Annotated in this window: 9 protein-coding genes and 1 pseudogene; 8 read left to right on the top strand and 2 right to left on the bottom strand. The window is 71.5% G+C overall.

All coding sequences use genetic code 11. The annotated features are described in order from the left end of the window. Positions 1–45: 45 nt before the first annotated feature. Positions 46–987 (bottom strand): annotated as a pseudogene (locus AB0H87_RS27355) (DNA-3-methyladenine glycosylase 2 family protein); the annotation flags it as partial. Between the two features lie 110 nt (positions 988–1,097). On the opposite strand from AB0H87_RS27355, the gene AB0H87_RS27350 reads away from it, so the two are divergent. The 6 genes from AB0H87_RS27350 to dapB all read left to right on the top strand — a co-directional run bounded on the left by AB0H87_RS27350 (position 1,098) and on the right by dapB (position 8,571). Beyond that, a complete protein-coding gene (locus AB0H87_RS27350) occupies positions 1,098–2,186 on the top strand; it encodes an MBL fold metallo-hydrolase (protein WP_360151480.1) in 1,089 nt (362 codons plus the stop codon). 346 nt (positions 2,187–2,532) lie between these two features. Further along, on the top strand, positions 2,533–3,459 hold the full coding sequence (locus AB0H87_RS27345) for a bifunctional riboflavin kinase/FAD synthetase (protein ID WP_360151477.1): 927 nt from the start codon (positions 2,533–2,535) through the stop codon (positions 3,457–3,459). 129 nt (positions 3,460–3,588) lie between these two features. Beyond that, positions 3,589–3,858 carry a 30S ribosomal protein S15 gene (gene rpsO, locus AB0H87_RS27340; protein ID WP_203708131.1) on the top strand — a complete coding sequence of 90 codons (270 nt, stop codon included), beginning with the start codon at positions 3,589–3,591 and terminating at the stop codon, positions 3,856–3,858. Between the two features lie 238 nt (positions 3,859–4,096). Next, positions 4,097–6,451, top strand: coding sequence for a polyribonucleotide nucleotidyltransferase (locus AB0H87_RS27335; RefSeq protein WP_360151474.1), 2,355 nt, complete (start codon positions 4,097–4,099; stop codon positions 6,449–6,451). A 1-nt stretch (position 6,452) separates the two neighbouring features. Continuing rightward, a complete protein-coding gene (locus AB0H87_RS27330; RefSeq protein WP_360151471.1) occupies positions 6,453–7,799 on the top strand; it encodes a pitrilysin family protein in 1,347 nt (448 codons plus the stop codon). A gap of 10 nt (positions 7,800–7,809) precedes the next feature. Next, positions 7,810–8,571: a 4-hydroxy-tetrahydrodipicolinate reductase gene (dapB, locus tag AB0H87_RS27325; RefSeq protein ID WP_360151469.1), complete on the top strand. Its 762-nt coding sequence runs from the start codon at positions 7,810–7,812 to the stop codon at positions 8,569–8,571. A gap of 53 nt (positions 8,572–8,624) precedes the next feature. On the opposite strand, the gene AB0H87_RS27320 is transcribed toward dapB, so the two are convergent. Next, entirely contained in the window at positions 8,625–10,649 is a 2,025-nt protein-coding gene (locus AB0H87_RS27320) for a glycogen debranching N-terminal domain-containing protein (protein ID WP_360151466.1), read from the bottom strand. A 162-nt stretch (positions 10,650–10,811) separates the two neighbouring features. Here AB0H87_RS27320 and AB0H87_RS27315 point away from each other — a divergent pair, with 162 nt between their 5' ends. Together AB0H87_RS27315 and AB0H87_RS27310 are read left to right on the top strand one after the other, a co-directional pair. After that, on the top strand, positions 10,812–11,768 hold the full coding sequence (locus AB0H87_RS27315) for a substrate-binding domain-containing protein (RefSeq protein WP_360151463.1): 957 nt from the start codon (positions 10,812–10,814) through the stop codon (positions 11,766–11,768). A gap of 32 nt (positions 11,769–11,800) precedes the next feature. Beyond that, on the top strand, positions 11,801–13,048 hold the full coding sequence (locus AB0H87_RS27310; RefSeq protein WP_360151460.1) for an extracellular solute-binding protein: 1,248 nt from the start codon (positions 11,801–11,803) through the stop codon (positions 13,046–13,048). Positions 13,049–13,091: the final 43 nt, after the last annotated feature.

The following is a 13,091-nucleotide window of genomic DNA, read 5'->3' as shown; positions in this document are numbered from 1 at the left end:
GGATCAGCCGGAGCAGCAAGGCGGCCCTCGACGAACTCCGGGTGACGCTCTCGGTACGCGTACCCCCGGCTCCTTCTCGACGGTCCTGGCCAGGCCCGGGTCCGCGGCGAGCGTCGTGTCGACGGCCTCCGGGTCGGCGTCGAGGTCGAGCAGGCGCCGGGCCCGGGCGACCGCGGGCGCCAGGTCGCGGACGTCCTCGAGCTTGAGCGTGGCCGCGACGTGCGCGGCGGACCCCTGACCCGGGATCGGCGTCAGCGTGACCTCGCCGGGGCCGTGCGGGAGGGTCAGGACGCGGTGGTACGTGCCGTCCGTGACGTCCTCGATGCCCGGGATCGCGCGCTCGCCGAGGAACTCGAGCAGGGCCGGGGCGTGCAGCGGGGGCCGGTAGGCGAGCCGGAGGTTGACGACGCCGGCCTCCTTCTGCTGGCTCCTGGTGTGGCGCAGGGTCGACGGCGGGCCGCCGTACACCTCCCTGATCGTGTCGTTGAACTGCCGCACGCTGCCGAAACCCGCCGCGAACGCGATCTCCGCGAGGCCGAGGTCGGTCGTCTCGACCAGGATGCGGGCGGTCTGCGCGCGCTGCGCCCGGGCCAGCGCCAGCGGGCCGGCGCCGAGCTCCTCGGTGAGCATCCGGTGCAGGTGGCGCTCGGTATAGCCCAGCCGGGCGGCCAGGCCCGGCACGCCCTCGCGGTCGACGACGCCGTCGCTGATCAGCCGCATCGCGCGGCCGACCGTGTCCGCCCGCACGTCCCACTCCGGCGAGCCCGGCACCGCGTCGGGCCGGCAGCGCTTGCAGGCGCGGAAGCCGGCCTTCTGCGCGGCCGCGGCGGACGGGTAGAAGCGGACGTTCGCCCGTTTCGGCGTGATGGCCGGGCAGGAGGGTTTGCAGTAGATGCCGGTCGATGTGACGGCCGTGTAGAACCAGCCGTCGAACCGCTGGTCACGGCTGTCGACCGCCCGGTAGCACCGCTCGAACTCCAATTCCATGACATCGATCCTGCCTCGCGCGGGGCCGCTTGGCTCGCGGGATTCGGACATCGCCGTCAGCTGAGTGGAGCCTCAGGTTTTTGTCGGTGCGTTGTTGCACACTTGTGGTCATGGCGAAGAAGGCGGCTTGGACAATGGGCATCCTGGGTGCTGGCGTCGCGGCGCTGGCCTGGGCCGCGCGGGACGTGCCGCGGTCGATGGGCGCCCGGCCCGAGGAGCGCCGGGTCTCCTCGTCGCCGCAGTGGCGCGACGGCCGTTTCCACAACCGCGTGGCGGCCCGCACGATGACGCAGCCGGCGGGCTCGATGCTGAGCTCGTTCCTGCGCGACCGCGAGCGGCGCAAGCCACGGCTGCCGATTCCGCTGGTCACGACCGCTGCCGGCACGACGCAGGGCCTGCACATCACGTGGTACGGGCACTCGTCCGCGCTCGTCGAGATCGACGGTGAGCGGGTGCTGTTCGACCCGGTGTGGAGCGAGCGGTGCTCACCCTCGCAGGCGGTCGGCCCGCGCCGGCTGCACGAGCCGCCGGTGGAGATCTACGAGCTACCCCCGCTGTCCGCGATCGTGATCTCGCATGACCACTACGACCACCTGGACCTGCCGACGATCCGCGAGCTGGCCCGCATGTCGACGGCCCCGTTCGTGGTGCCGCTCGGCGTCGGCGCGCACTTCGCGCGCTGGGGCGTGCCGCCGGAGCGGGTGATCGAGCTTGACTGGGACGAGTCGATCACGGTCGCTGGGCTGACCCTGACGGCGACGGAGGCCCGGCACTTCTCGGGGCGCGGCCTCAACCGCGACGAGACGCTGTGGGCGTCGTGGGTGGTCGCGGGCCACGGGCGCAAGGTCTTCTACACGGGCGACTCGGGCTATTTCGACGGCTACGCGGAGATCGGCGCGGCCCACGGCCCGTTCGACGTGACCCTGATGCAGATCGGCGCCTACGGCGACGGTTGGCCCGACATCCACATGACACCGGAAGACGCGGTCCGCGCCCACCGCGCGGTCCGGGGTGGGCTGATGATCCCGCTGCACTGGGGGACGTTCGTGCTGGCGTTCCACGACTGGTCAGAGCCGGCGGACCGGCTATGGTCCGAGGCCAAGGCGGAAGGTGTGACCTTGGCGGTGCCGCGGCCGGGGGAGCGGGTGGACGTGGACGCTCCGCCGCCGGTCGACGGGTGGTGGCAGGCCATCGCCTGAGCGCCGCTGTTTCGCGGCCTGGCGGTCGCGTTGTGTGCTCGTCGGTCTTTTATCCCGCGTTAGCGATCTCGTTTTCGTTCTTTGAAGCGTCTCCGGGGCGCTGCCCCGGACCCTGGCAGCGAGCTGCGGGGACCCGGGGGGAGGGGCGGGTCCCGTTGTCGGTCTTCGCTCAGGGCACCAGGATCTCCGGGCGGTGACAAGGTCGTACGTCCGGTTGGGCGCTCCACCTTGTCACCGCCCGGAGATCTTGGACTTCGGGCTACGTCCGACAACGGGACCCGCCCCTGGGCGCCGGCTTTGTGGATGGGCGGCGCAGCCTGAGATTGTCGCGATCTAGGCTTCCCCCATGGAGCGGTGGCGCGGTTATCAGGCTGCACCCGGCGGATGGGGGCGGTCCGCCGTCACCATCGGGGTTTTCGACGGGGTGCATCGGGGGCATCAGGCGATCATCGGGCACCTGGTGAAGCGGGCCCATGACCTTGGTGTGCGGTCGGTGGTCATGTCGTTCGACCCGCATCCGTCCGAGGTCGTGCGGCCCGGGTCGCATCCGGCGATTCTGACCGAGCCCAACCGCAAGGCCGAGTTGATCGAGGCGCTCGGGGTCGACGTGCTCTGCGTCGTGCCGTTCACCCAGGACTTCTCGCGGCTGTCCGCCGACGAGTTCGTACACGATGCGCTCGTCGAGAGTCTGCACGCCGCGCTCGTCGTGGTGGGGGAGAACTTCCGGTTCGGGCACAAGGCCGCCGGGGACGTTCCGTTGCTCGAGCGGCTCGGGCGGACCTTCGGGTTCGCCGTCGAGGGTGCGCCGCTCGTGTCCGCCGACGACACCGTGTTCAGCTCCACGTACATCCGCAGCTGTATCGACGCCGGTGACGTGCGGGCCGCGGCCGACGCGCTCGGGCGGGACCACCGGCTCGAGGGGATCGTGGTCCGGGGTGACCAGCGAGGGCGGGACATCGGGTTCCCGACCGCCAACCTCAGCGTCCACAAGTACGCCGCCGTCCCGGCCGACGGGATCTACGCCGGGTGGGTCGTGCGGCGGGGCGAGCGGCTGCCCGCGGCCATCTCGATCGGGACAAATCCCACGTTTTCCGGTCGGGAGCGGCGCGTCGAGGCGTATATCCTCGATTTCGACGGTGACATCTACGGCGAGCGCGTGTCGCTCGACTTCGTGGCACGGCTCCGCGACATGCTGAAATTCGACGGGGTCGAGCCGCTGGTGGCGCAGATGGCCGAGGACGTCGCGCAGACCCGCGAGGTGCTGGCCCGGTGACGTCCCGGCGGCCTGTCGATGCCGGGCTGGTAGCCTGGTAACGACGTCGGCTAACCGACGCCCGGCCTCGCGTGCCTGCACGACGCCGCGGGTGCGAGGTTCGTCACCATCACACGAACGCAGGAGATCATGGCGCTCGATCAGGAGCAGAAGAGCAAGATCCGCGCGGAGTACGCGACCGCCGAGGGTGACACCGGTTCGCCGGAGGTCCAGGTGGCCGTGCTGACCAAGCGCATCGCCGACCTCACGGAGCACCTCAAGGTGCACAAGCACGACCACCACAGCCGGCGCGGCCTGCTGCTGCTGGTCGGCCGCCGGCGGCGGCTGCTCAACTACCTGCAGAAGACCGACATCAACCGCTACCGGGCGCTGATCGAGCGCCTCGGCCTGCGGCGGTGACCCGCGCGGGGGAGTGACCAGCCGGTCGCTCCCCCGCTCCACAATTTCAGACAAACCAAAACGGGCCAGCTTGACCGTCGGCGATCGGGAGTTGTCGGCGCACCGGTCCTCGGTAGTGGCCCCCGGGCCAGCCCGTAGACGGGCTCCCCCGGGCGCTTCGATCGAAGACCGGACGTCTGAGCAGCTCCCCCTCGCAAGGGGTCGAGCCGTGCCACGACCGAAGGAGCACAACGCACTCATGACCGAGAACAAACTCGGCGACCAGCACAGCACCGCGGTGATCGACAACGGGTCCTTCGGCACCCGTGAGATCACCTTCACCACGGGCCGTCTCGCCCGCCAGGCCCCCGGTTCCTGCATCGCGCAGCTCGGTGACACCACCGTCCTGTCGACGACCGCGGCCAGCAAGTCGCCGCGGGAGCAGTTCGACTTCTTCCCGCTGACCGTCGACGTCGAGGAGCGGATGTACGCGGCCGGGCGCATCCCGGGCTCGTTCTTCCGCCGCGAGGGCCGGCCCAGCGAGGACGCGATCCTCACCTGCCGCCTGATCGACCGGCCGCTGCGCCCGTCGTTCGTCAAGGGCCTGCGCAACGAGGTCCAGGTCATCGAGACCATCCTGGCGCTCGACCCGGCCCACCCGTACGACGTGGTCGCGATCAACGCCGCCTCGCTGAGCACCAAGCTGTCGGGCCTGCCGTTCTCCGGCCCGATCGGCGCCACCCGCATGGCGCACATCGACGGCCAGTGGGTCGCCTTCCCGACCCACGAGGAGCTGGCCCGGGCCACCTTCGACATGGTGGTCGCCGGTCGCGTCCTGGCCGACGGTGACGTCGCGATCATGATGGTCGAGGCCGAGGCGACCGAGCACACCGTCAAGCTCGTCGCCGACGGCGCCACCGCGCCGACGGAGGAGATCGTCGCCGGCGGTCTCGAGGCCGCCAAGCCGGCCATCCGCGAGCTGTGCCGGGCGCAGAGCGAGATCGCCGAGGTCGCCGCCAAGCCCGTCAGCGAGTTCCCGGTGTTCCTGGACTACCAGGACGACGCCTACGAGGCCGTCGCGGGCGCCGCCCGCACCGACATCGCCGAGGCGCTCAAGATCGCCGGCAAGGCCGAGCGCGAAGAGGCCCTCGACGCGATCAAGGACCGGGTCCACGAGCAGCTCGACGCCCAGTTCGAGGGGCGCGAGAAGGAGCTCTCCGCCGCGGTGCGGTCGGTGACCAAGAGCGAGGTGCGCTCCCGCGTGCTGCGCGACCAGGTCCGCATCGACGGCCGTGGCCCGCGTGACATCCGGCCGCTGACCGCGCAGATCGAGGTGCTGCCCCGGGTGCACGGCTCGGCGCTGTTCGAGCGCGGCGAGACGCAGATCCTCGGCGTCACCACGCTCAACATGCTCCGGATGGAGCAGCAGCTCGACACGCTGTCGCCGGAGAAGCACAAGCGCTACATGCACAACTACAACTTCCCGCCGTACTCGACCGGTGAGACCGGCCGGGTGGGCTCGCCGAAGCGCCGCGAGATCGGTCACGGCGCGCTGGCCGAGCGGGCGCTGATCCCGGTGCTGCCGGGTCGCGAGGAGTTCCCGTACGCGATCCGCCAGGTCTCCGAGGCCCTCGGCTCCAACGGCTCCACCTCGATGGGCTCGGTCTGCGCCTCGACGCTGGCCCTGCTCTCGGCCGGTGTGCCGCTGAAGGCGCCGGTCGCCGGCATCGCGATGGGTCTCATCTCCGACGAGGTCGACGGCAAGACGCAGTACGTCACGCTGACCGACATCCTCGGTGCCGAGGACGCGTACGGCGACATGGACTTCAAGGTCGCCGGCACGCCGGAGTTCGTCACCGCGCTGCAGCTCGACACCAAGCTCGACGGCATCCCGTCGGACGTGCTGGCCAACGCGCTGCAGCAGGCGCACGAGGCGCGCACGACGATCCTCGGTGTCATGCACGCCGCGATCGAGGCCCCGGCCTCGATGTCCGACTACGCGCCGCGGGTGACCACCGTGAAGATCCCGGTCGACAAGATCGGCATGGTGATCGGCCCCAAGGGTCAGACGATCAACGCGATCCAGGACGAGACCGGCGCCGAGATCTCCATCGAGGACGACGGCACGATCTACGTCGGCGCGACCAACGGCCCCTCGGCCGAGGCCGCCGTCGAGCGGATCAACGGGATCGCCAACCCGACGCTGCCGAAGGTCGGCGACAAGTTCCTCGGCACCGTGGTGAAGACGGCCGCGTTCGGCGCGTTCGTCTCGCTGCTGCCGGGCCGCGACGGCCTGCTGCACATCTCCAAGGTGGGCAACGGCAAGCGGGTCGAGAAGGTCGAGGACTTCCTCAACGTCGGCGACAAGGTCGAGGTCCAGATCGCGGACATCGACCAGCGCGGCAAGATCTACCTCGACAAGGTGCGGGCCGAGGGCGAGGAAGCCCCCGAGGAGGGTGCTTCCGAGCGTCCGCCGGCCCGGTCCGGCGACCGTGGCCCGCGCGACCGGGGTGACCGCGACCGCGGCGACCGCGGCCCGAGCCGTGGCGACGGTGGCGAGGGTGGCGGCGAGGGCGGCGGCGAGCCCCGGCGGCGCCGCAACCGGCACAGCTGACATGACGACGCGTGAACGGGCCGGCGCGCAAGCGTCGGCCCGGGCCGTCACCCGTACCCTCACCACCGATCCGCTCGGTGGCACGATCCGGCGCACGGTGCTCCCGTCCGGCCTGCGGATCCTGACCGAGGCCGTGCCGGCGATGCGCAGCGTGTCGTTCGGCGTGTGGGTGGCGATCGGCTCCCGCGACGAGACGCCGGCGCAGTCCGGCTGCTCGCACTTCCTCGAGCACCTGCTCTTCAAGGGCACCAAGAAGCGCAGCGCGCTGGACATCTCGGCGCAGATCGAGGCGGTCGGCGGCGAGACCAACGCGTTCACCACGAAGGAATACACCTGCTACTACGCGCGGGTGCTGGACGCCGACCTGCCGCTGGCGGTCGACGTCATGTGCGACCTGATCGCCGACTCGGTGCTGAACCCGGCCGACGTCGAGACCGAGCGCGGCGTGATCCTCGAAGAGATCGCGATGCACGAGGACGAGCCGGGCGACGAGGTGCACGACGTCTTCGCGTCCGCGGTCTACGGCAAGCACCCGCTCGGCCGGCTGATCTCGGGCACCGAGGAGACGATCTCCCCGATGACCCGGCGGCAGATCGAGACGTTCTACCGCCGCAACTACGTGGCACCGTCGATCGTGATCGCGGCGGCCGGCAACCTCGACCACAACGCGGTCGTCCGCCGGGTCCGGGCCGCGCTGGCCGGCACCCCGCTCGACATCCCGGCGGCGACGCCGCGCGGGCGCCGCCTGTCGACCCCGCCGGTGCGGCTGCGCAGCGGTCAGGTCGTGGTGTCCAACAAGGACAGCGAGCAGGCGCACGTGGTGCTCGGCGGCGCCGGCATCGCCCGGCTCGACCAGCGCCGGTTCGCGCTGAGCGTGCTCAACAACGTGCTCGGCGGCGGCATGTCGAGCCGGCTGTTCCAGGAGATCCGGGAGCAGCGGGGGCTGGCCTACTCGGTCTACTCGTACGCCAGCCAGTTCGCCGACAGCGGTCTGTTCGCGGTGTACGCGGGCTGCGCGCCCGGCAAGGTCGAAGAGGTGCTCGACCTGACCCGCGCGTCGCTGGCGACCGTGGCCCGCGACGGCGTGACCGCGACCGAGGTGGCCCGGGGCAAGGGGATGGCCAAGGGCTCCTACGTGCTCGGCCTCGAGGACACCGGCTCGCGGATGAGCCGGCTGGCCAAGGGCGAGTTCCTCTACGACGACCCGCTGACCGTCGACGAGCTGCTGGCCAAGGTCGACGCGGTGACGGTCGACGAGGTCAACGCGCTCGCGGCGGAGCTGTGCGGGCAGGAGATGTCCCTCGCGGTCATCGGCCCCTTCGAGGACGGGGACGTCCGCTTCTCATAGGGTTACTCCCGTGAGTGACGACGTGCGCGAGCCGATCCGGGTCGGTGTGCTGGGTGCCCGTGGGCGGATGGGCATCGAGGTCTGCAAGGCGGTCGACGCGGCCGACGACATGGAGCTGGTCGCCATGATCGACCAGGGCGACGGGCTGTTCAGCGCGTCCGACGCCAACGCCGAGGTGATCGTCGACTTCACCACGCCCGACGTCGTGATGGACAACCTGCACTGGTGCGTCGACCAGGGCATCAGCGCCGTCGTCGGCACGACCGGGTTCACCGAGCAGCGGCTCGACCGGATCCGCGGCTGGCTGTCGCACAAGCCGGGCGTCGGCGTGCTGGTCGCCCCCAACTTCGGCATCGGCGCCGTGCTGATGATGCAGTTCGCGGCGAAGGCCGCCCGGCACTTCGAGTCGGTCGAGATCGTCGAGCTGCACCACCCGCGCAAGCTGGACGCCCCGAGCGGCACCGCCACCCACACGGCCCGGCTGATCGCCGCGGCCCGCGCCGAGGCCGGGCTGGGCCCGGTCCCCGACGCGACCAAGGACGAGGTCGACGGCGCCCGCGGTGCCGACATCGACGGCGTGCGGGTGCACGCGGTCCGGTCGGCCGGCCTGGTCGCGCACCAGGAGGTGCTGTTCGGCACGGTCGGCGAGACGCTGACCATCCGGCACGACTCGCTGGACCGCGCGTCGTTCATGCCGGGGGTGCTGCTCGCCGTCCGCGCGATCCGCGACCGGCCGGGCCTGACGGTCGGCCTGGACCCACTGCTGGGCTGAGCGACCCGCTGTTGGGCTGAGCGACCCGCTGCTGGGCCAGGCGACCCGCTGGGCTAGGCGCCGCGCCGCGGGATGGCCAGGCGCAGGTTGTCGGGCAGGCCGGTGACCGTGGCCGAGCCGTCCGTGCCCACCGTGACGTCGACCGACGCGGCGCCGATCCGCAGGCCCCTGGCCGCCACCGCGCCGAGCGGCGCGTCCTGCAGCGGCGCCAGCGCCACCGTGCCGGCGGGCACGTCCGGGCGCAGGCCGAGGGCCGCGTGCAGCACCGTGACACCGGCGGCGGCCGCCCACGCCTGCGGCCGGCACGCCGCGGGGTAGGGGACCGGCCGGCCGAAGGTCGCCCGGTCGTCGCCGCCGAACAGCTCCGGAAGCTGGTAGTCGAACGACTCCGCCGCCGCCAACAGACCCGACGCCAGCGTGGCGGCGGCCGCCGGATGCCCGGCCCGGGCCAGCCGGTCCACCACGATCGCGGTGTCGTGCGCCCAGACCGAGCCGCAGTGGTACGACAGCGGGCTGAACGCGGCGTCGTGGGTCGACATCGTCCGCAGCCCGAAGCCGCCGGCCAGAGCGTCCGACGCGAGCAGGTCGGCCACCTGGTCCGACTCCTTCGCCGTCAGCAGGCCCGTACCCAGCAGATGCCCGATGTTGCTCGTCAGCGCGTCGACGGGCTGCTTGTCGCGGTCGAGAGCCAGAGCCGGATAGCCCCCGTCGACCCAGAACCTGTCGCGGAACCGGGCCGCCATGGCCTCGGCGTACTCCCGCCAGCGCGCACCGCCGGGCCGGTCGAACGCGTCGAGCAGGGCGGCGCCGTGCAGGGCGGCCTCGTACGCGTACCCCTGCACCTCGACCAGCGCGATCGGCGCCGTGGCGATCTCGCCGGTGCGGAACCGGATCGAGTCGCCGGAGTCCTTCCACCCCTGGTTGGCCAGCCCGCGCCCGGTCTCGTCGATGTACTCGAGGAAGCCGTCACCGTCGGCGTCGCCGTAGTCACCGAGCCAGCGCAGGGCCGCCTCCAACGACGGGAGCAGGCCCTCGACCGCCGACGGCGACATGCCCCAGCGCCAGGCGTCGTGCAGCAGCGAGATCCACAGCAGCGTCGAGTCGACCGACCCGAAGTAGGCGGCCGGCAGCGACGCTTCGGTGTCGGCGCGGCGGAGCTCGTGGAGGATCTTGCCGGGCGCCTCACCGGTCTGCCGGTCGACCGTGGTGCCCTGGTGCGCGGCCAGCACCCGCAGCGTGCCCTCGGCGATGTCGGTGCCCAGCGGCAGCAGCATCCGCGCGGCCCAGAGGCTGTCCCGGCCGAAGAGCGTGAGGTACCACGGCACGCCGGCGCCGAGGAAGGTGTCGCCGTCGCCCGCGGACAGCCGCAGCCGCAGGGACTCCAGGTCGTCGAGCGAGCGTGCGGCCAGTCGCTCGATCCGGCGGTCGTCGGCGGTCACGGTCGGGCGGGACCACTCGACGGCCGACGCCGGCTCGCGCACGAGCGCCACGGGGTCGGCGACCCGCAGCCGCCACGACACCGTGACCGAGGACCGCGGCGGAACCGTCAGCGACCAGCGCAGCGTGTCGTCGTCGGCGGTCGCGCCGTCGGCGGTCACCGTGACCGACACGTCGCCGGCCGACCAGCGCAGCCCCGACCGCGTGGCGCGGTTCGACACCGCGCGGCCGGACTTGACCGGCGAGATCGGCGCGAGGTCCGCGTCGAGCGCCAGGGTCAGGTCGGTCGAGATCGGCGAGGCGGCCGTCGACGTGACGGTGACGGTCTCGTCCAGACCGGACGGCACGAGCCGGCGTTCGCGGGTGACCCGCACGGTCGGGTCGGGTCCGGGGTCGCCGAGCCAGCGGGCCAACCCGACGAAAGCGGTCGCACCCGGACCAAGCGGGGAAGTCGCCACCGACTCAACGGATCGCCCGTCGAGCAACAGTTCGGCGCGGCTGAGCACGCGGACGTCGGCATGGAACATCCCCTGCACCCCGACCGCCCGGATCTGGCCGGACGGTTCGCACAGGACGCTGGCCGGCGCCCGCACCGTCGAGACCAGATCGTGGAGCAGCGGCTGAAGGTTGCGGTCTGGCACGAATTTCTCCCTGGAACGACGGCGCCATCTTGACAGAGCCGGGATGGCGGCGGCAGAGTGCGAAACAACCCTGCAACTTGAACGATCCAATCATGCACTTTCGACTTTGAACGTTCAAGACCGTGGAAGGTTCGAATGCCAGATAAGGTCACCATTGCCACCGTGGCGGCGCACGCCCAGGTTTCGCGGCAGACGGTGTCCAATGTGCTCAACAGCCCGCACATCGTGCGGGAGGAGACGCGCCGCCGGGTCGAGGAGGCGATCGCCGCCCTCGGCTACCGGGCCAACCAGGCCGCGCGGCAGATGCGCACGGGGCGTTCCCAACTGCTCGCTGTGCGCATCGAACCGACCCGCGACGGCATCAACGGCTCGGTGCTCGACCGGTTCCTGCACGGTCTGACGTTCGCGGCCGCCGCCGCCGGCTACCGGGTGATGCTCTACACGGCCGACGACGACGGCGACGAGATCAAGACCTTCGACGACCTGCTCGCGTCCTACGACCTCGACGGGTTCGTGCTGACCGGCACGGACCACGGCGACGTGCGGACACTCTGGCTGGCCGAGCGCGACGTGCCGTTCGTGACGTTCGGCCGCCCGTGGGACGCGCCGGAGCGGCACTCCTGGGTCGACGTCGACAACGCCGACGGCACCGCCCAGGCCACCCGGCGGCTCATCGACACCGGCCACCGGCGGATCGCGTTCATCGGCTGGCCCGCCGGGTCGGGCGTCGGCGACGACCGGCGCGACGGCTGGCAGCGCACGATGAAGGCGCACGACCTGGACCCGACCGGCCTCGACCGCGGCACCGCCGACAGCATCCCCAACGGCGCCGAGTGCGCCCGCGACCTGCTCACCATGCCGGACGCGCCGACCGCGTTCGTCTGCGCGAGCGACTCGCTGGCACTCGGCGCGCTGCAGGCCGCCGGCGGCCGCACGGCGGTGACCGGCTTCGACGACACCCCGGTCGCCCAGGCGGTCGGCCTGACCAGCGTCAGCCAGCCGCTGCCGGACGCCGCCGCCCGCTGCATCGACCTGCTCATCCATCACCTCGACGGCGCGCCGACCGGCACCCACCAGGTGCTGCTCCAACCGTCGCTCGTAGTGCGCACAACCGCGTAAATCCCCTTTCAACCCCCCCTCTGGAGTACGACATGAGACAAGCAAGGTTCCGCGGCGCGGCCGTGGCGGTCATCGCCGCCGGCACGCTCCTCGCCTCCGCTGCCTGTGGCGACAGCTTCGACGACGGCGGCGCACCCGCGCAGCAGACGTCGGGCCCCGCCGCCCTGCAGATCCTCATCGGCTCCTCCGGCGACGCGGAGACCAAGGCGGTCCAGGACGCGGCCTCGGCCTGGGCGAGCAAGAGCGGCAACACCGCCACGGTCACCCCCGCCCAGGACCTGACCCAGCAGCTCGGCCAGGCGCTGGCCGGCGACAACCCGCCGGACGTCTTCTACGTCGACGCGGGCCGGTTCGCCGACTACGCCAGCGTCGGGGCGCTCGAGCCCTACGGCGACAAGGTCGACAACCCGAACGACTTCTACCAGAGCCTCAAGGACACCTTCACGTTCGACGGCAAGTTCTACTGCGCGCCGAAGGACTTCTCGACGCTGGCGCTGGAGATCAACACCGACCTGTGGACCAAGGCCGGGCTGACCGACGCCGACATCCCGACGACCTGGGACCAGCTGACCGCCGCCGCGCAGAAGCTCAAGGCCAAGGGCACCATGCCGTTGGCGATCGCGGACACCCGTGACCGGGTCGGCGCGTTCATGGTGCAGTCCGGTGGCTGGATCGTCAGCAAGGACGGCAAGCAGGCGACGGCCGACAGCGCCGAGAACGTCGCCGCCCTGACCTACGTACAGTCGCTGCTCAAGGGTGGTCTTGCGGCGTATCCGAAGGCGCTCGACGCCGGCTGGGGCGGCGAGGCGTTCGGCAAGGGCAAGGCCGCCATGACGATCGAGGGCAACTGGATCAAGGGCGCGATGACGAACGACTTCCCGAAGATCAAGTACACGGTGCACGAGCTGCCGGCCGGCCCGAAGGGCAAGGGCACGCTCTCGTTCACCAACTGCTGGGGTATCGCCGCCAAGAGCAAGTTCAAGGACCAGGCCATCGACTTCGTCAAGGCGATGACCACGGTCGACCAGCAGATGACCTTCGCCAAGGCGTTCGGCGTGATGCCGTCCCGGCAGTCGGCCCGTGACCAGTACACGGCCGCCTTCCCGGCGGACAAGGCGTTCATCGACGGCGCCGAGTACGCGCAGGGCCCGGTCAACGCCCCGAAGATGGACAGCGTCCTGGCCGACTTCGACGCCTCGCTGAACACGCTGGCCAAGGCCGACCCGAAGCAGCTGCTGGGCACCCTGCAGAAGAACACCCAGGCGAACCTGGGCGGCTGAGCACCATGTCGAGCGTTACGACCGCCGCCGCGGACCGGAATGA

This window comes from Asanoa sp. NPDC050611, assembly GCF_040654855.1.
Lineage (GTDB): Bacteria > Actinomycetota > Actinomycetes > Mycobacteriales > Micromonosporaceae > Asanoa.
The sequence above is the reverse complement of the archived record's forward strand: the minus strand, read 5'-3'. Positions and strand labels throughout refer to the sequence as shown.